At 49.5% G+C, this 19,066-nt stretch carries 18 protein-coding genes; 7 read left to right on the top strand and 11 right to left on the bottom strand.

Annotation, left to right across the window (positions count from 1 at the left end):
- The first annotated feature begins 207 nt into the window (after positions 1-207).
- Both H6G89_RS19355 and H6G89_RS19350 read left to right on the top strand, forming a co-directional pair.
- Positions 208-1,023 (top strand): SDR family NAD(P)-dependent oxidoreductase, encoded by an 816-nt coding sequence (locus tag H6G89_RS19355; protein WP_190509405.1) that lies wholly within the window; start codon positions 208-210, stop codon positions 1,021-1,023.
- A gap of 264 nt (positions 1,024-1,287) precedes the next feature.
- A complete protein-coding gene (locus H6G89_RS19350; RefSeq protein ID WP_190509403.1) occupies positions 1,288-2,256 on the top strand; it encodes a sugar-binding transcriptional regulator in 969 nt (322 codons plus the stop codon).
- A 166-nt stretch (positions 2,257-2,422) separates the two neighbouring features.
- Here the strand turns inward: H6G89_RS19350 and xylB are convergent, their stop codons facing one another.
- The 3 genes from xylB to H6G89_RS34495 form a co-directional block, all read right to left on the bottom strand.
- Positions 2,423-3,892, bottom strand: coding sequence for a xylulokinase (gene xylB / locus H6G89_RS19345; RefSeq protein ID WP_190509401.1), 1,470 nt, complete (start codon positions 3,890-3,892; stop codon positions 2,423-2,425).
- Positions 3,893-4,204: 312 nt separating this feature from the next.
- Positions 4,205-4,753 (bottom strand): isopenicillin N synthase family oxygenase, encoded by a 549-nt coding sequence (locus H6G89_RS34500; protein WP_199336814.1) that lies wholly within the window; start codon positions 4,751-4,753, stop codon positions 4,205-4,207.
- Positions 4,753-5,145, bottom strand: coding sequence for an isopenicillin N synthase family oxygenase (locus H6G89_RS34495; protein ID WP_199336813.1), 393 nt, complete (start codon positions 5,143-5,145; stop codon positions 4,753-4,755). The genes H6G89_RS34500 and H6G89_RS34495 overlap by 1 nt, the downstream gene beginning before the upstream one ends.
- Here H6G89_RS34495 and H6G89_RS19335 point away from each other — a divergent pair.
- Together H6G89_RS19335 and H6G89_RS19330 are read left to right on the top strand one after the other, a co-directional pair.
- Positions 5,133-5,603: a sulfite exporter TauE/SafE family protein gene (locus H6G89_RS19335; protein WP_242060018.1), complete on the top strand. Its 471-nt coding sequence runs from the start codon at positions 5,133-5,135 to the stop codon at positions 5,601-5,603. The genes H6G89_RS34495 and H6G89_RS19335 overlap by 13 nt on opposite strands.
- Positions 5,600-6,340 (top strand): phosphatase PAP2 family protein, encoded by a 741-nt coding sequence (locus H6G89_RS19330; RefSeq protein ID WP_190509399.1) that lies wholly within the window; start codon positions 5,600-5,602, stop codon positions 6,338-6,340. The genes H6G89_RS19335 and H6G89_RS19330 overlap by 4 nt, the downstream gene beginning before the upstream one ends.
- On the opposite strand, the gene H6G89_RS19325 is transcribed toward H6G89_RS19330, so the two are convergent.
- From H6G89_RS19325 to H6G89_RS35790, 4 genes are all read right to left on the bottom strand, one after another.
- On the bottom strand, positions 6,293-6,817 hold the full coding sequence (locus H6G89_RS19325; protein WP_190509397.1) for a DUF1634 domain-containing protein: 525 nt from the start codon (positions 6,815-6,817) through the stop codon (positions 6,293-6,295). The genes H6G89_RS19330 and H6G89_RS19325 overlap by 48 nt on opposite strands.
- 1 nt (position 6,818) lies before the next feature.
- Positions 6,819-7,607, bottom strand: coding sequence for a sulfite exporter TauE/SafE family protein (locus tag H6G89_RS19320; protein ID WP_255519459.1), 789 nt, complete (start codon positions 7,605-7,607; stop codon positions 6,819-6,821).
- Positions 7,608-8,010: 403 nt separating this feature from the next.
- The gene (locus H6G89_RS19315) at positions 8,011-8,328 is read right to left on the bottom strand and encodes a YidH family protein (protein ID WP_242060016.1); all 318 of its coding nucleotides are present in this window, start codon (positions 8,326-8,328) and stop codon (positions 8,011-8,013) included.
- Positions 8,307-8,438 (bottom strand): hypothetical protein, encoded by a 132-nt coding sequence (locus tag H6G89_RS35790; protein WP_255519456.1) that lies wholly within the window; start codon positions 8,436-8,438, stop codon positions 8,307-8,309. The genes H6G89_RS19315 and H6G89_RS35790 overlap by 22 nt, the downstream gene beginning before the upstream one ends.
- Here H6G89_RS35790 and H6G89_RS19310 point away from each other — a divergent pair.
- Positions 8,437-8,664, top strand: a complete 228-nt coding sequence (locus H6G89_RS19310; RefSeq protein ID WP_190509395.1) for a hypothetical protein — start codon at positions 8,437-8,439, stop codon at positions 8,662-8,664. The two genes, H6G89_RS35790 and H6G89_RS19310, sit on opposite strands and share 2 nt — an antisense overlap.
- A 98-nt stretch (positions 8,665-8,762) precedes the next feature.
- Positions 8,763-9,716, top strand: a complete 954-nt coding sequence (locus H6G89_RS19305) for a zinc-binding dehydrogenase (RefSeq protein ID WP_190509393.1) — start codon at positions 8,763-8,765, stop codon at positions 9,714-9,716.
- A 143-nt stretch (positions 9,717-9,859) separates the two neighbouring features.
- Here the strand turns inward: H6G89_RS19305 and H6G89_RS19300 are convergent, their stop codons facing one another.
- Positions 9,860-11,056 (bottom strand): acyl-CoA dehydrogenase family protein, encoded by a 1,197-nt coding sequence (locus H6G89_RS19300; protein WP_190509391.1) that lies wholly within the window; start codon positions 11,054-11,056, stop codon positions 9,860-9,862.
- 169 nt (positions 11,057-11,225) lie between these two features.
- Positions 11,226-11,786 carry an ATP-binding cassette domain-containing protein gene (locus tag H6G89_RS35125; protein WP_199336812.1) on the bottom strand — a complete coding sequence of 187 codons (561 nt, stop codon included), beginning with the start codon at positions 11,784-11,786 and terminating at the stop codon, positions 11,226-11,228.
- Between the two features lie 305 nt (positions 11,787-12,091).
- Between H6G89_RS35125 and H6G89_RS19290 the strand changes: the two genes are divergently transcribed.
- The gene (locus H6G89_RS19290) at positions 12,092-12,730 is read left to right on the top strand and encodes a class I SAM-dependent methyltransferase family protein (protein ID WP_199336811.1); all 639 of its coding nucleotides are present in this window, start codon (positions 12,092-12,094) and stop codon (positions 12,728-12,730) included.
- 305 nt (positions 12,731-13,035) lie between these two features.
- On the opposite strand, the gene H6G89_RS19285 is transcribed toward H6G89_RS19290, so the two are convergent.
- Together H6G89_RS19285 and H6G89_RS19280 are read right to left on the bottom strand one after the other, a co-directional pair.
- Complete coding sequence (locus H6G89_RS19285) at positions 13,036-13,947, bottom strand: helix-turn-helix domain-containing protein (RefSeq protein WP_190509389.1); 912 nt, start codon at positions 13,945-13,947, stop codon at positions 13,036-13,038.
- Positions 13,948-14,155: 208 nt separating this feature from the next.
- On the bottom strand, positions 14,156-19,054 hold the full coding sequence (locus tag H6G89_RS19280) for a CHAT domain-containing protein (RefSeq protein WP_190509387.1): 4,899 nt from the start codon (positions 19,052-19,054) through the stop codon (positions 14,156-14,158).
- Between the last annotated feature and the right edge of the window lie 12 nt (positions 19,055-19,066).

Below are 19,066 nucleotides of genomic sequence, written 5' to 3'. Positions count from 1 at the left end.
TCTAATCATTGAAAAATGCAATGTTACCCATCACATGGGGGGAGGATTGGCAACATTCGCTAGATGTGAGAAAAGGTTTTGTTACAGAGATTGACTTTATGCTCAGAATAAGAGCAATTGCTCAATAATAGAAATCATACCTGTCGTTTGAAAATTGCTGAGAAAAAAAGCAACATTTGCAACATTTATTTATAAGGAATTTAGCGAATGACGATTAAAACAACCTATGGCTTTACTGGTAGAGCCATCTTGATCACGGGTGGTGCGGGCGATATCGGGCGTGCAACTGCTTACCGCTTTGCCTCTAACGGAGCAGGGGTCGTGTTGGTTGATCTGAATGAAGCCAAAATGCAGGAGATTGCCCAGGAATTAGCCCACTTTCATGTTCCAGTGGTAACTCTGCGCTGTGATGTAACTTGCTCTAGCGACGTTGCTCAAACCTTTGCCAATGCTACAAAGCAGCTTCAGCAGGTAGACCACCGCATAGATTACGTTTTTAACAATGCTGGCTATCAAGGGGTGTTTGCCACGACGGATGAGTATCCCGACGATGACTTTCAAAAAGTGATGGAAATCAACATTCTTGGGGTGTTTCACGTCCTCAAGACAGCCGCAAGACAAATGCGCGAGATGGGTGGGGGGGCGATCGTCAATATGGCAAGCCATGCCGGAGTGGTAGGTCCGCCCAACATGTTGGCGTATGGCGCATCCAAGTTTGCGGTCGTGGGTATGACTCAGACAGCAGCAAAGGATTTGGCTCCTCATGGCATCCGAGTCAATTCCCTGTCGCCTGCGTTAATTGGTCCTGGGATGATGTGGACACGACAGACTGAATTGCAAGCGGGGGTTGGGTCACCATACTTTGACACGGATCCCAAAAAAGTGGAGCAGCAGATGATCAACTCCGTTCCCCTGCGTCGTCTAGGACGTCTGGAGGAGGTTGCGAGTGGAGTTGCCTTCTTGATGAGCGACGAATCAAGTTACATTACGGGCTTCAATTTGGAGGTGACGGGAGGAATTTAGAGATAGGGAGTGGGGAAAATGGGTAGAGCTATCTTCCTCTACGTCTCAGTTTTTTGGGTTAAGACTTATCATCTAACTAACGATAGATTGAGCAAAATTTTTAGTTAAGATGAATTGCTCATTTATTTTTCAGTCCTAAGGTAGATGTTTGCTGCTTCGCTCTCGTTTGAACAGCTATCCCTTTTGTGCCTAGATGATTGTGCATGGATAATATAGTGACGAAAAAATTTCATCACCCCTGGTATTGCTCCCAAAGCACTGGATATGAGAGAACCCCTAGCGGAACGACGCGATCGCAAACTTGACCTGGCAGCCCATGCAGCTTGGCTCTATTACATTGCCGGAAATACGCAAGAAGAGATTGCTGCAAAGCTAAATGTGTCACGACAAGCAGCACAGCGATTAGTTGCGTTAGCCGTGAGTGAGAAATTAATTAAGTTTCGACTTGACCATCCGTTGAGTGAGTGTATTGCTTTAGCAGAACAGTTGCGCGATCGCTTTGAACTGGCAATGTGTGAGGTAGTCCCGACAGATGCTGCTAATGGCGATAATCTCGTCGGAATAGGAGTATGTGCGGCAACCCATTTGGAGTCATACCTGATCAATAAAACGCCGATGGTGATTGCATTTTCATCGGGACGCACACTACGAGCAATGGTGGATCAAATTCCATCCATGCAACAACCGCAACACAAAATTGTTTCCATCATCGGCAATATGTCGCAATATGGGCGAGCGGGACGGTATGAAGTGGTGATTCATTTAGCTGATCGCATTGGATCGCAAGTGTATCCCGTTCCTACTCCAGTTGTGGCAACCAGTGTGGAAGAACGAGAATTACTACAAACGCAGCGATCATTTATCACCGTCAAAACTCTGGCAGAGCAGGCAAAGGTCACTTACATCGGCATCGGTCAGATCGCCTGGAATGGACCATTACACAGTGACGGATTCATCAATGACAACGAACTCACCGAACTGATTGAATTAGGAGCCGTGGGCGAAATTGCAGGATGGGCATACGATCAGCACGGTATGTTATTAAAGCAGGGAATTAATAACCGAGTTGCCAGTGTTCCTTTAGAACAACCCGCTCAAAGATTGGTGATCGGAGTTGCGAGTGGTGTTAAAAAAGCAGATGCGATTTTAGCCGCGTTAAGAGGTAAGTTGATTACTGGATTGATTACGAATGAAGCAGCGGCTCAAGCCATCTTAGAAACGCAAATTAAATAACGTGAATTTGGGATCAGGATTTTAGCAGTTAAAATCACCGCTATAGGAGCAAAATCGACCTGTATCAGTTCGTCAAATCCTGCATTTTCCGGAGTCCGCGTTGGTGGACTTCGCTTTGATAGCCGCGAATGCAGTCTAGACTTGGCATTTCCAATCTCTACCAATATTAACAACGAACGGTTTTGAGAGCTTCGTAGAGCAACTTATGCCGTAGCAGCGCAGCTTCATACGTAGAATTTGGTTGCGGCTCTACAATCTGATTCGATTGGGGCAAGATGGCAAATGCGCTATTTAGATCAGGATATGCGCCTACCCCAACCATAGCTAGAATGGCGGCTCCGTATGCGGCTCCTTCTTCTGCTTTCGGTGCGACTAATTTGGTCTGCAACACATCGGAGAGAATTTGCAACCAGAGAGGCGATCGCGCCCCACCACCTGTCGCCGTGAGTTGTTGAACTGGAGCAATCCCGTTAACTACATCTAACGCCTCCCGCAGCCCAAACGCCACCCCTTCTAGCACCGCCCGCACCATATCTGCCTGTGTATGGGCAAGAGACAGGTTAACCCAAGCTCCACGAGCATCTGGGTCGAGATAGGGGCTACGTTCTCCGGCAAGATGTGGCAAAAACAGAACCCCATGTGCCCCCGCAGGAGACTGCTCCGCCAACAGCATCAAGTCCTCAAACGCTATCCCGGTTGCTAAAGTATCGCGATACCAGCGCAATGCTCCACCAGCGGCTAGTGTTACACCCAAAAGATGGTAGCCACCATCGGCATGACAAAACAGATGCACTCGCCCCTGTGGATCGGGTATGGGGCGATCGCACGGTACAAAAATCACCCCCGATGTGCCAATGCTCAAACTCCCCTGATTCAAGTTATTAGAGGAGATTCCCAAGCCAATCGCCGCCGCTGCATTGTCACCCCCACCTGCAATCACGGGCAACCCTGCCAGAAGCCCCAACCGCTCAGCAATCTCAGGTTTTAATCGTCCAGCAATCGCGGTTGATTCGATTACCATCGGAAACCACTCTGCGCTCAAGTTTAATCCTTGAAGAATATCGGCATCCCACTGGCGACTGGCAAGGTTCAAACACCCTGTGCCCGATGCATCCGATGGCTCTGTGGCGCGATCGCCCGTCAACACGTATCCCAAATAATCTTTCGGTAGGAGGACGTGGCGTAACCGTTCAAAGGCTTGCGGTTCCTCCTGAGAAAGCCATACTAATTTAGGCAGTTGAAACCCCGTAATCGCAGGATTTCCCGTGCGCTGAATCAAATCTGAACGGGGAATGATCGCCTCGATCGCCGCTACTGCACTACCCGTCCGCTGATCATTCCACAAGATAGCGGGACGAATAACCTGCCCCTCCGCATCCAGGGGCACCATGCCGTGCATTTGTCCTGATAGCCCCAGCGCAATCACCCGATCACGACTCACCTGCTGAGCCAGTGTTGACAGGGCACTAAAACTAGCGTTTATCCAATCAGAAGGGGATTGTTCAGTCCATCCCGGTTTGGGCGTTAACAGGGGATAATTCTCGACAGCTTGAGCGATTAGGGTTCCTTGCAGATCAACGGCGATCGCCCGCACACCCCCCGTTCCTAAATCAAGCCCAATGACAATATCGCCCATTGATCCTATCTGAACTCCATATTCCCACTGTACTACTTCATTCAAAATGCCACTCAGCCCGATTCGCAGTTCGGGATAAGAATTGAGCTGTCAAATCCGCAGGCTTCATTCGCCAGACCCTTTAGCCGAATTGATGTTAAATCAGGTGCGACTCAAAGCGATCGCGCTGTAGATTCCCTTGAAAAAGCTTCAGAAACAGGCGTTGCTGAAATGACAAATGATACGTAAATTCCCAACGTGAGCGAGACGCTCACCCTATCGGGATCATCACAAGGGAGTGCGAGCATCTTGCTCGCGATTTCATATCCTCAATCAGCAACGCCCAGAAACAGATTGACGCAACTGAGGAAATACTTTCGACACCTTACTCAACACATAATCACCATAGGTTCCTTGAAACTCATGGACACTGGCTTGATCCCATCGCTTGTGCCGATCATCTGGCGCAAGTGCAGCTACCAATTCAATCGGTTGCACCTCAACGTTGAAATTAGGGTCAAAAAAGAAAGGAAAAGAGAGGCGATCGCGCCCTGAAGTATTTTTGACACGATGGGGAGTCGAGCGATACAACCCACCCGTCATGCGATCGAGCATATCGCCAATGTTGCAGACAAAAGTATTGGCAATCGGGGGAGCCTCAACCCAACGTGATTTTGACTTGACCTGCAACCCACCAGATTCATCCTGTTTCAAGATGGTTAACAGTCCATAGTCGGTGTGTTCGCCCACGCCCCAGGTCGGTTCCTGCTGAAGTGGGGTCGGAGGATAGTTGAAGATGCGAAACAAAATTAAGGGATCATTGGTGTAGCGATCGCGGAAGTAGCTCGCTTCTAACCCCAGGCTGAGCGCAATACCCGCCATCAAGATGTGATCATAGCCTCCAGATAGCGCAACACAGTTTCACGCCAAGCCGGATCGTTTGTTGGAAACAGATTTTGTCCGTGCATCGGCACCCCTGCCTGGACAAGGGGATGCTTATCGTCTAGCTCTGCACCAAAATAAATCCCCTCTTTGATATCAGGTTTACCGGAGGTCAACTCACCCCCAACTGGGAAATAGCCGCGCCATGCTCTGCCTCCGTGCTCCATGGCGATCGCCAACTTGCTATCGACAGCTTGAGCAAAAAAATCACGGCTGAGTTGCTCCAATTGCTGTTGCAATCCTTCATCAATTCCATGCCCCGTGATGTAGAAAAAGCCACTCTCTCGGCAGGCTTTCCCAATTTGCTGCGCTACCGCTGTTGGGCATTGCAATTCTATGCATCACGCTGATTATTTTACTGCAACTCCTGTTAATGATGGTGGCTCCCTCCCTCCAGTTGACGTCTCTCCCAAAGTTAGATCTCGACACGTTCACCGGACGAGGAATTGCGATCGCCATCAGTGCCGTTTTGGGATGCATTGTTGGGATGACCAGTGTTTCATCCGGTTCAATGTTTGCTCTGGTGTTGATTGCGTTGTTTCAATTAGATGTGAAGAAACGCGTCGGCACGGATCTAACTCAGGCAGCCATGCTCTTAAGTGTCACCTCACTGAGTCATTTAACCCTGGGAACGGTTGATTGGGGGTTAGTCATTCCCATCTGGTTGGGTTCAATTCCTGGTGTATTGTTGGGCGCAAAACTGTGTAAAATCGCTCCTCAGAGGGTGCTGCGATTTGCAGTTTACGTCATTCTAGTAATGGTGAGTTGGAAGTTAGCCCATTTCGCATGAGTCGTTCTGCTCCGTTCCCCAAATTCCTGACAGCCTGGTTTGAAACCCACTGGCGATCGCTTCTCTTATTAACATTGGGCGTGTATCTTCCGCTTCAGGCGTTTGCCATTCTAGCGTTGCAGATCTGGAAACTAGAGGGTGGTTTAACTTGGGAAGTGCCATTGATGATGGCGATCCACGACATGGCAACTGCAACTATCGATCGCACAGCAGAGTTACTGACAACGCTTGGGTCAGCGAAACGGGTTGCCCTCATCGTCATCCCGATTGCGTTTGCTTTTTTTCGACAAAAACGATGGCGATCGCTGATCTATTTGCTGACAACATTAGTTGGATGCGTGGCTATTAATCTAGCAGCAAAGGGCTTTTGGCATCGGGTTCGCCCGCACTTGTGGGATGGGTATTTAACCCCGCAGGATTTTTCATTTCCCAGTGGTCACGCCATGACGAGTATGGCGTTTGCAGCAACCTTCGTTCTTTTGACGTGGGGTAGCCGCTGGATCTGGTTAGCACTACCGCTGGGCACCGTGTATGTAGTTGCGATCGGTTGGACACGTCTGTACCTGGGTGTACATTACCCCAGCGACATCTTAGCTGGATGGATGTTGGCGATCGCTTGGGCAATTGGCATGAGTATTGTGGTGAAACCGCATTTAGTGGCTACAACAGAGTCAACGCCCAACCCTGTTTTAGAAGTAAGCCCCCAACAAACTGTAGAGCAATCCACTGATCACTAATCCTGTGATTACGATGTAGTACTTATCGCGTTGCTTGATGAAGAAAATGAGAGACACTAAAACACGCAACACAGGAGTTGCAATGAGGAACAATAATCCTAATTGAACGATGCCCCGGCGACGGCCAGAACATACGGCATCGATCACTCCAGCAGGCGATCGAAAGATATCGGGTTCACCCTGAAAGATGTGATAGTTGGCTGGTTCTGCGCCATGACAGACGAGATATAGAATGCCACCTATTAAAACCGTGGCTGTGGCAACCCAGACGCCATACTTCAGCAAATTACTGAGGATCATCCCCAATCGATAGTCAGACGATTGGCTTTGCCAAGCTCCGAAGGATTGCTGATCAACTCGATATTTGGGATAGTCCTGACAGCTAACCGACAGATCCACTACTAACTCTGAGGGATGCTCAAGGGCGATCGACAAGGTTTGAGCTGTTATGCTTTGAAATTCTGACTCTGACGACATCCTACACCCCCCCAAAAGCGTTATAAACCATCTTGAATGACATCACAACCAGCACGACACTAAACACAATTCGCAAGACACTCACTTTTGTGCCCATTAACGCTTTTGCCCCCAGCAAAGCCCCCGGAAACACCCCCAACATAACGGGCATCGACAATCCGGGATCGATGTACCCCCGTGCCAGATAGACTCCTGCCGAGACGGCAGCTGTTACGCCAATGGTGAAACTGCTCGTAGTGGTTGATACTTTAAATGGCAACCGCATTACCTGATCCATCGCCAGCACCTTCAACGCACCAGAACCAATTCCTAGTAAGCCGGACAATACACCTGCGATCGCCATCAAACTAAACCCCAATGGCACTGAGTAAGCCTGATAGCTCATTAACCCATCCGGTGTAGGGTAAGTGCCGTGTAGTTGTAATTGTTGAGTTAGAGGTTCCTCTACAACATCGGTTGCCTCCTCGCAGCGGGGTTGTTGCGCCAGGTATGCAGAATACAAAAGGACGATCGACAACACCACCGTCAATAGCTTGATCGAGATCAGGGTTGCTAACAATGCGCCAATAATAGCCCCGATCGTGGTTGCCACTTCCAAAAACATTCCCAGTCTTAAGTTGGCGTAGCCCTGCCGAATATAAGTGGATGCCGCCGCACAAGAGGTCGCAATGACAGAAACGAGGGATGCGCCGATCGCATAGCGGATATCCACTCCAAAAACTGAGGTCAGCAATGGCACAATGACTACCCCGCCGCCCAAGCCAGTTAACGCTCCGAGGAACCCTGCCAGGAACGAGCCAACCCATACTAATAAAGAAAATTCTAAGACGTTCAGACACTTACTCCTGGCTGTGTATCACTTTATTGTGTGGAACAGCAAACAAAATTGGTATCTGAAATAACACTCTTTAATAATTGCAATGGTGAGTGGTTAATGGTGAGTGGTTAATGGTTAATGGTTAATGGTCAATGGTGAGTGGTTAATGGTTAATGGTTAATGGTTAATGGTTAATGGTTAATGGTTAATGGTTAATGGTCAATGGTCAATGGTTAATGGTTAATGGTCAGTGGTGAGTGGTTAATGGTCAATGGTTAATAGTCAATGGTGAGTGGTCAGTGGTCAGTAGCCGATTGTGAATAGTCAGTAGCCAATGGGCTAGATGAACCATTGACAATTAACAAATGACGAATGACTATTCCAAGATGATGGTGTTGAGCGCGTCTAAAGGAGCAGAAAAAACGTAATAGACAACTCCCAGTCCCAATATTAAAAATGTGATCCTGGAAAGGATAACCCGGCGATCGGGCGGTTCGTAGGTGTCCTGCTTAATGTCATTTCGCACCCCAAAGTAATGTTGAGTCGAGAGCAGCACCATGGGCAAGCCCACGATCGCAAATGCCAGACCCAGTTTCCAACCATTGACAGGAGGCTGAGGGGCAAGCGGTGGGCGCAAAATTCGCAAACGGACAATCAGTACTCCAAACCCCATCAAGGCGATCGCACTTCGCATCCAGGCAAGGTAGGTGCGCTGATGGAGAGGTGATCGCGAATGCGGTTGGGGTTGATGCGTTGGGGGCGATCGGATTCTTCAGTAGATTTTTTGCCTGAGAAGAGTTGCATGGGAGCGTGCAGGGGGGAAGAAGAGGGAAGTAGGAAAGTAGGGGAGCGGAGGTGGAGGAGCGATCGCGCTACCCAACACTATGCGATCGACGATTACGGTAAGCAACCCCGTCGAGTGCAACGAGTCACCCTTGTTGGCAATCTGTCCGTCAGCATCGATGGCAAACACAGTGAAGCGATTAAAGGAAATTCTGCAACCTATACTCGTAGTCTGGTTACAGCTTAAACATCCTTTTTGAAACTGGCTCTGCAAAACCTGTTGTGACCCGCTTTTAAGTCGCGCGTTTAATATTTGATTTAGCCTCATTAACGGAGATAAAGTGTATGGGTAAAGTTCGGGCTGTTGTAGTTGAACCCAATGCTTCGGAACGGTGGGTACTTAGAGACGTCGATGCCCCCATTCCTGCCCCCAATGAAGCTCTGGTTCGAGTTGTAGCCGTCTCTCTCAATCGTGGAGAAGTGAGGCGATCGCTCACGGCTCAAGCAGGGTGGCAACCCGGTTGGGATTTAGCAGGAGTGATAGAGACTCCAGCAGCAGATGGTTCTAGTCCCCCATCAGGGACACGAGTCGTGGGCTTTGTGTCATCAGGTGCCTGGAGTGAGTTGGTGGCAGTCCCTACCCATGCGATCGCTCCTCTGCCAGATCAGGTTTCCTTTGCTCAAGCCTCTACCCTACCTGTGGCAGGACTCACCGCCTATCATGCGCTGAAACAGGGTGGTTTGCTCCTCGGTAAATCTGTCCTGATTACAGGGGCAACGGGGGGCGTGGGTAACTTTGCGATTCAACTGGCACGCTTGTCAGGGGCAACGGTAGTCGCTCACATTCGTAAGTCAGATCAGCAGGCACTGGTCAAAGAAGCAGGCGCACAGTTCACTGTGGTTGCAGAAGACTTACCACTCGATAGCGGATACGCTCCCTATGATCTGGTTGTTGAGTCGGTGGGTGGCAAAACTCTCAGTGCTGCGTTGGGATCGATCGCATCTGATGGAACGGTTGTGTTGTTTGGAACCTCTGGTGGCAATGAGGTGACATTTAACGCTCAACGCTTTTATGGATTGAGCAGTGGTGCGAGTTTGTATGGTCTCATTCTGTTCCATGAGTTAAAGCGTGAATCTGCATCGGTTGGGTTGCAGCGATTACTGCGATTAGTAGCCGCAGAGCAACTCAAACCCCACATCTCTGTAGAGGCTCCCTGGACACAAATTGCTGATCTGGCACAACAATTGCTCGATCGCCGTTTCTTAGGGAAAGCCGTTTTGCATCTTGCCGAGCCGTAGAACTGACCAGTAGAAAGCAATGACTAGGGGCGTTCCACAAAACACCCTTAGTCCCCCAACCCATGAATCAGTAGGAGCGGTTCGCCCGCCCCATGAACCTCGTCATACAGGCGAATATCGCGAAGGGTAATCGTCGGCATGGATCAGGAGTAGAAATCGGGCTTCGGCAACTCATGATTGAGTGCCCAGTTACCCACTGCCCGAATCTTGTAATCCACTGGATCATGGAGCGTAAATGTGCGGAGATTGCGCCAGTAGCGGTCAAATCCGTAACTCGCAGCCGTAGCGCGAGTGCCCATCACCTCAAAGATTTTGCTGGTGATATCGAGTCCCGTTTTAGTTACAAACGCTTTCGCTTTAGCGATCGCCAGCGCACACTCACCCCGTTCTTCTGGTGTTAAATCATAGCCTTTGTCCCAAGCGGTCTGCACCAGTTGAGTGGCACGATCCGCCAGGAGGGTAGCGGCTTCCAGGGCGATCGCCATCTCTCCATAATGGAGCAAAATGTAGGGATCTTGCGTAGCAGACTCCACTCCTGAGGTGAGCCACGGACGAGTCTGGGTTTGAGTGTACTGTTTTGCGGCTTCAAAGGCACCTTGAGTAATGCCCAAATAGATATTGGTGAATGTGACCTGCGTTAGGCAAGAGCGAAATGTTTTGAAGACTTCTCCCTCTGGAATGGGTGACAAAATCTCGTCTGCCTCAATTCGCACATTCGAGAAACTAATGCTACCGCTATCGGTCTGTCGCTGTCCCATGTTATCCCAATCCCCATGGACCAGAACGCCTTCACGCTGCGTCGGCACAATCACAATACGGAATGTCGTGAACCCTTCCTGCACCGCACTCACGGGGATCAAATCAGAGTCAACCGAACCCGAACAAAAACTCTTCGTTCCATTCAAACGAAAGCCATCTCCATCCGGAGTGAGCACAACTCGTCGATCAAGCGGATTAAACCCGTTGCACCAAAACCAGTTGCGTTCAGCGGTTAACGTGTAATATCGCTGTGCCTGTTCTGGATTACCAAACACATGCGGGGCAACCACTCCCAAATGATGGTAGGAAAACAAGTGGGCGATCGAACTATCAACCGTGGCAAAGCGACGTGTAATATGCAGGGCTGTCTCCCAGGTTTCACCCCAACCACCATACGGTTGAGGAATGATCAGCTTCAGCAACCCGCTCTGGCGGATGCGATCGCGCTCTGCCTGGGCTGTTCCTCCCTGGCGATCGCGCTGTACGGCTGTAGCCGCAAATTCCTGCACGAGTTCATCAGCGATCGCAAAATGGTCAGCTGTAGAGTGAGATGGAGTGACGGGTGTGACGAGAGAAGACATAGAGATGGGTAGGAGTAAAGCTAGGACTGATTCAGCTTGGCGAATGAATTCGCGGCTATTTGCGCTAAGTCCGCCGACGCGGACTACCAGAGACTATCATTTGAGTAACCTGCGAAGGCAAGTTTCGCTTGTGTAGCAGCGGTTTCAACCGCCACTACCATCCCCAAAATTAGACTTCAGTGAGCGATCGCTCGATTAGCGACAGATTCAACTCATCTACTAACCGCTCTTTCCAGCGTTGCAGATGAGCGTCTGTGCGCCTGCGTGGACGGGGCAGATCAAGCGTGAACTCTCGATGAATTTGCCCTGGATTGGGTCGCAATAGAATAACATGATCGCTGAGAACCAGTGCCTCTTCGATGTCATGTGTTACCAAAATCAACGTGGGGCGATCGTCATTCCAGATATCCAGCAAATGATCCTGAAGCGTAGCACGAGTAAAGACATCCAGCGCGGTAAACGGCTCATCTAACAATAATGTCATGGGCTTCGTGACTAGGGCGTGAGCGATCGCAACTCGTTGTGCCATTCCACCCGATAGCTGCCGGGGCAGTGCGTCGCTAAATAATGCCGTCCATTCCGGCTTGGAATCAACATAGATAGATTGGATGAGGTTGCCGTTCGTCTTTCCAATGAGTGCAGCGGCTCCTGTAGTGGAACCAAAATCGATGCTGCGGCTGTTGAGCAATTCCAGGGCTTTGTTACTGCCTGCACTCTGAGTCCATTCCACTCTGACGTTATCCTTGCCAGAACACAACAAATGCACCCCTCCCAATCCTTTCTTGGTGTATACAGGTGTTGCTGAGCCAATCTATGAATTTCGGAGGGGCGTTTCGCGAAACGCCCTTACAGCGGTGGTCAGTTTTTGAGAATCATATCTGCATTCAGCAACGCCGTGTAGGCGTAGATACTGTGGTTCAAACAAACTTTGTTGAAGCAGGATAGTGAGTCGCCTTTTGGAAGAACAGTTTAGATGCTGTACGAACAAGACATAATTTCAACAATCATTTCCCTAATCCTCTGAGAGGAAATATTATGCCAAAAGATTGGTTTGAGTGGCACGATTTGTATCAGAGTGATCAACGCTTACAACAACGTTTAGAGATCGTGCAGGAGCACATCAAAACCAGCTTAGATAATGCGCCACCGGGTCTTATACGCATTGTGAGTGTATGTGCTGGAGATGGACGAGATTTGTTGGGTGTAATTCCTAACCATCCTCGCGTTCATGATATTCAAGCTCGATTAGTTAACCTCAATCCTCAATTAGTGGAACGAGGGCGACAGGCGATCGCCACCACAGGATTAAGCGACCAGATCACCTTTGTGAATGGAGACGCGACTTATTCTAATGCTTATGCTGGGGCTGTTCCAGCCGATATTGTATTAGTCTGTGGAGTTTTTGGCAACTTACCAGATGAAGCCGAGTTACAGCGATTAATTGGCAATCTGAAGTATTTGGCAAAACCAGATGCCTTCGTGTTGTGGACTCGTTCCTACGCGGATGGAATTGCCTATCCCGAAATTGTTCGCAAACATTTTCGGGAGGCCAACTTTGAGGAAATCATTTATCGCCTAACCGCCACTGGAGACATGGGCGTTGGGCTACATCGCTATCGAGGTGAAACGGCTCCCCACCCGCTAATCAAACTCTATTTGTCTTTACAGGTATAGCAGAAAAGGCAATTTAGCGATCCAGGGTTATAGCTTTGGTTAGAAAGCTTAAGGCAACGGCAATGGCTTAATCCCTTAGTCTAGAGGAGCTTTCTGACTCGCCTCCGCCCCATCGAATGTGGCTACGGCTATAAATCCCAAACCTGTACGGGCAGATTTAGCCAATCACCTACATCCTGCGATGGATTTGACGGCAAAACCCGCTCCGATCCAATATCGAACTTATTCTTTGAAGCACTATCCAAATAGAGATTGCCAAACTTCTCGATGCGTATAATTCATCAAAAAACACCCATCTAAAATTTCTATCTTGACTGCAACAATTGTTTAGGTGTAACACCCAGTATGCGTTTAAAGTAACGAGTTAAATGACTTTGATCACAAAAACCCGTTCGATGAGCAATTTCAATAATGCTTAACTCGCTGTGTTGCAAAAGATGTTTTGCTTGCTTCAATCGACACTGCAAAATGTATTGATAAGGTGTAATTCCTAAACTTTGCTTAAACAATCGGATAAAGTGATAGGGACTGAGTTGCGCGATCGCCGCAAGCTCATCTAATCTCAAATCTTGATGAAGATTGCTATTGATATACTCTTTTACAAGAGTTAGTGTATTTTGAGGCAACCCATTGACATAACTGGAGAGTTTAGGGCGAGTAGCGCAATAGTTCCGCAAGAGATGAACCGCTAATGCGGTTTTAAGACTATCAACCAGCAAACGGCTTCCCATTCCTCCGATCTCAGCTTCTGTTTTCAAGGTTGAAAAAATATGGTGTATGAATGCATCTGAGTCACTCATAAACCGGGGTAGTAGTTCAATTCGGTCAGGGTTTACCCAATCCTGTCCAACCTGTTTCAAAAGGATAGGGTCAATTGCCAACACCATAAATTGAGCCGGAGTATCCCAACTACAGGAATGCGTGATTTCGGCTGGAATAATAGCAATGTCGCTGGAACCACGTCTTTCATGCGATCGCTTACCATCGAGCGATCGCGCCCCCGGTGCATTTTGGCGGGCTGAACCAATCACCCCACAAGCTAACACATGCATTGTGTGGTGGTGTTCATCAGTCGCAAAGATCGGTTGTTGATGCAGTTCAAAATGCATCCCTGACCAGCCCAAACTCCTTAAAACAGGAGGGTTAGGAACGATCTGATCGGATGCGTTCGTCTGGCAATAATCCAGTTGTTTGACAGCCTGCTTCTGTTTCCCCATAACCTGTCACAGCCAAAAGATATTCCCATTGTGCCGAATTTTTGCTTGTACAGCCCTACGCATATGCATTAGGACATAAGGGGTGTGGGGGCTGCGCCCCAAGCCAGGGGTTCCATCCCTGTACCCCGTTCTAACCTTAGTGAGTACTGCTATAGCAATCGAGGAAATTCATCAACATCAATCAGGTTGGAGTAATACCAATTTGAGATTACCAGGGGCTACCCACTAGTGTGAAACCTGCCCAGTAATAGGGGTGGATAAAATCACGATCGCCACGACCATCCAGGGTTTCGGGTAGATCCAAAGCGATCTCTTCACCATCCGTGCTACTCAAGACCAGGCGATCGCCTTCAACCCGTACTCGACCTTCTGCCATTGCCAGTTGGGCTTGACGGAGTGCTTCTGCTTTGATCGGTTGAGTACGCAACTCTTCATAAAACTCGGTCATCAACCCTAAGGTGCCCTCGTCACTGATACTCCAGAGGCTTGCAAGAGCCGTTTTAACACCTGCCTGAACCGCTAATCCAGCAAAGCCCAGTTCTGCCGTCTCACTCCCCAATGCCATACGACAGGCACTTAAGACCATGAGTTCAACGGGAGGATCGTTAAAGCCTAACGTCCGAATCTGGTCAAGGCGTAGGCGAGTATCGCTGAACTGAATGTAAGAATTTGCCAGATTGCCGGGAACAAATTCACCGTGAGTTGCTAAATGCACAATGCCAAAGGGACGCTCTAACCGTGCCGCTTGTAACTGAGCGATCGTAAACTGATTGCCTTCTAGGGTGCTGGTCTGCCCTTCCCACAGGTTAGAAATCGCCTCTATTTCGGCTGGAACCGCTGGCAGTGGATCAAGCCCAAACCCCCGAAAGTCTGAGGTTCCAGCGGCTAACACCGCACTGTCGCGGATGTCTTCATAGCGCGTATCCACCAGATTCAAGCTAGGCATTAATCCAATGCTGTAGTTTTCAATCAGGAAACCCTGCCCATCGTGCAATGCTGCCAGAGGAATGGTTCGCAATCCAGAATCCAGAATGAAACCAATATTTTTAATTTCTTCGGCTTGCAGTTCAGCTTGCAGAGGGGCAATCATCCAGTCATAGAGTTGTTTTGCCGCAGGCAAGTAGGTGCGAGTCCGGACTAGTCGAGGATTGGTCACGGCGGCTCGTAGTTGTTGAGAGGCTTCAATCACTTCGGCACGAGTCACACCGGGGATTCGACGATAGATGTTTTCTCCATCGGGGGTGACTAAAAGAAGCGTCAGTTCATCGGTATCTTGAGGGGCGATCGCCAAGGTTGGCGGTTGAGTTGGGTTGGGGCGATCGAGGTGACTGGCAAACTGCTGTGTGGCGATCGCTTCTTGTCGCTCAAAGGTAGTGGCGATCGGCACATCAGTAGACACAAAACTGACATAAATCAGAGCCGGTCTAATGCCCGTTTGCTGTTGAATGGCAAGCAGGCTTTCGCGGGCTAGCGGTTCCTCAATGTAATATTCCTCTTCCTCTTCGTAGTCATACTCCTCGTCATCGTAATCATCATCATCCCCGCAATCGATGAAGTCGCACTCATCTGGGTCATCTCCCCCTGAGCCGTCACCTCCTGTGATCAGTTGCAGATTGCCGCGTGTGATGCTGCTGTTAAACGACTCTCCAACGCTAAAAGTATCAGTTCCATTGGTAATCGCAGCAGCTGTGCCATTAATTCCAGTCAGATCGCTGCCTCTAAAGTTTGCACCAATGACAAACGGTGTTGCCCCATTGCCCCCATGGCGAATGATCACCGTTCCATTACCAGTTCCCCCAGCCGCAGAAATGCTTGATAGTAAACCATTGCGATTCGTAAACGAACCTGTTGCCCGGAAAAACCTCCCTGTCGTGATATCGACCGTTCCCCCTCTGCCGCTGGTGCCACCATCCGCATTGATGGAAGTGACTTGAATATCGCCACTGGGGTCAAGGGTAACATTTCCCCCATTGCCACTGTTGCCGCTTGTATCAATCGTGCTTATGGTGATGGCATCTCTGGCAATAATAGTAATCGCGCCACCACTGGTACTAGCGGCTGTGCTTAAGTTACCTGTTGTAATTGCGCCGCTGCGAGCGGTAAGCGTGATTGACCCACCCGTGCTGCTACCAGTCGTGATATTTCTTACATTAATGTTGCCCTGGCTCGCTTCAATTGTTAGAGGGCTATTAAAGGCAGTGATATTGCCTGTCAAATTTACCGTATCGCCTGTTAGTCGCAATACGCCACCATTGTCATTGATGTTGCCTGTAAATTGTGTGTTGCTTCTAAATTCAAAAGAGTCGGCTCCTGATGAACCCTCTAAAGACTGAAACTCGGTAAAGGCAGTGCCATTGAGAGAGCCAGCATTTGAACCTGTAATCACCCAGTTATTATCACCAGAACCAGGAGAAGCACTGCCCCCCCTTAAGGTATTGGTTCCACCCCCTCCCGATATGGTTCCCGTGAGGCTCCCTCCACTGAAGAGAGTAAATGTATCATTACCGTCACCTCCACGCAGATTTGGCACGGAGGTAAAAGAAAGATTATCAAGCGTTCCACTATTCGTTCCATCAATGCGCCAGATTGCATCGCCAACGCTGATTAAAGTAGAAGCTCCTCGTAGGTTGGAGGGACCAATATAAGAGCCAGTATTAACGGTGACTGTGCCACTCCCTCCCTCTCTACCAATCGTGATCGTCCTAATCGAGAAGAGCAAGCTAATTTCGCTGCTTAAGAGATCTAACGTTGCAGTGCCACTGTCTGTGACACCATTAATGGCGATCGCCCGATCAGGGCTAAAAGGTTGAAGGGTAATGTTATTGTCTTGCCCAGAGAAACCATCAAAGTCAATCTCATTTCCGGTCAGGGTAATGTCGGTATTGTCACTCAAAAGGGAAGTAGCGGTGACACTATCTCTTGCAGTGAGGGCGATCGCACCTCCAGTTCCTTCCGTTCCAGAAGTTATAGATGAAAAGGTGCTTACACTTCCGGTCGTAATACTGCCTGCTGTTGCAGTAAACGTAACAGCACCCCCAGTTCCCGCTGTTCCAGAGTTTGAAGATGAAGAGGCACTTACACCTCCGGTCGTAATACTGCCTGCTGTTGAGGTGAGGGTGATGGCTCCTCCATCGCCTGAGTTTAAGCCGCCTGAGGAAGTGGAATCTAAAATGTTCCCCACTGTAATATCGCCACCCGCCGTAAATGAAATCGCTCCTCCATCTCCTGCATTGGCAACATTGGTTTGGGAGAATGATCTTACTCCTATCACTGGCGATATAGTAATGTCGCCGCCTGCATTGAGCGTGATGGCTCCTCCATCGCCCGCATCTCCTGTAATTGGAAAGTTAGCCGAGGACAGACCGTCTACAGTAATGTCCTCAGTTGCGGTGAGGGTGATCACTCCCCCTGGCGCATTTCCACCATTTGATCCTGTCTCTAGGTTAGTCAGGGTCAGATTGGTTCCAGAAATTGTAATATTACGTCCGGCTGTATCGATAGAACTGCCCGCATTCATGATGAAATCGCCAGCCCCAGATCCATCTGAATCAGCCGTAAACGTAATGGAACCACCGGGCACAAAGTTTAGCGCAATCCCCCCACCCGCTACATTCCGAATCGTGATGTCATTGGTCGCTTCCAGAATAATATTTCCGGTTTGACCTGCTAATGTTGTGCTGTTAATAAAAACATCCCCTGGCAAGTCAGCCGCAAAAATATCAGGAAGTGCTGCTGTCACACCTGGACTATCAGTGCTATCCCAGATCGTGATGTTCGTGGGATCGAGTAATAGCGTTCCCAATTGACCGTTAGTAGCTCCTACATTCACCAAGCCCTCAAACAGCAGGTTTTGTGCCCCTGACACTTCGACAAAACCGCCATCTCCAGCGGTTTGTCCCCCTTGGGCGGAAATCGTGCCTAAAAAGCGAGTGGTTTCATCTGCCCAGACGATCGCCCGTCCGCCATTGCCACTCTCTAACGCATCTGCGGTGATCGTAGAATCTTGACTGACAAAGGTGCGGGAGGCATTGAACACGCTTCCCTGTCCCTGATAGTCGCCACCAATCCGAACCGTGCCGCCCCCGTTAGTTGCCGAGGCATTCAGATTAGCTGCCAACAAAGCCACGCGATCGCCCAGAACATTAATCTGGGGAACCGCAGAGACGCGATTCATCGCGTCTGTACTGATGGTCGCGTCTGTAGCGGTATTGAGGGTTCCAGAGGTGATTGCTGTTCCGGGTTGAATGGGAACGGAAGTGCTACTCAGTCGAATTGTGCCATCGGGATTGGTGACTAGACCCGTTGCCGTGGCAATGTCTCCTCCGGTTAGCAGTTCTGGCAGAGAGAGGGGCGTAAAGGGCAGCGGATTGATGCCATCCCAACTGCCGTCCGGTGGCTCTAGTTCTAAACTGAGCAGACTCCCTATCTGACTCACTCGGACTCGATTTGCTCCGGGAATCGCCGCTAAGGTAATCGTTCCTCCCGGTGCGGAAATAGTGCCTGTGTTGACGACCGTTCCACCAATAAGACCGACACTTTCACCAGGATTCACAACCAGGTTGCCTGCATTGACAATGGCTCCCGCTTGACTCAGGGTAAAAGCAAAACTATCAGGATTACCGATCAGTGCCGCGTAGTTGTTAGAACCAACCGCGTTAAACGTGTTGTTGCCAAAGCCGATGCCAGTCGCAGTGGTGGCATAAAAGGAAGCAGGTAAATCCAGCCGAGCATTAGCTCCAAATAGAATGCCTGCGGGATTTAGGAGATACAGATTAGAGTTGCCCCCGGTGACTTCCAGCAAACCATCAATGAGTGAGGCTTGCCCTCCGGTAACCCGTCCCAAGATGTTTTGAATGTCAGGACGGGAAACAAAGGAAGCAATTTCTGCGGCACTCAAGCCAAACTGTTCAAAGCTGTGAAATAAATTGCTGCCAGATTGCGTTCCCCCGGTGATGGTAAAGCGATTGCCATTCTGGTCAACCACCGTTCCGGCACTGTTCGGTTCGGCCCTGATCGACTGCGCTTGCACTGGAACTGAAGCGAGCAGTGGCAACACTCCGCAGGAGATAAGACCGAGGAACCATAGACGAGAGGCGATCGCAGACATAAGCACCTTCAG

Source organism: Oscillatoria sp. FACHB-1407 (assembly GCF_014697545.1).
Classification (GTDB): domain Bacteria; phylum Cyanobacteriota; class Cyanobacteriia; order Elainellales; family Elainellaceae; genus FACHB-1407.
Note: the sequence above shows the minus strand (reverse complement) of the source record. Positions and strands in the feature narration are given on the sequence as shown.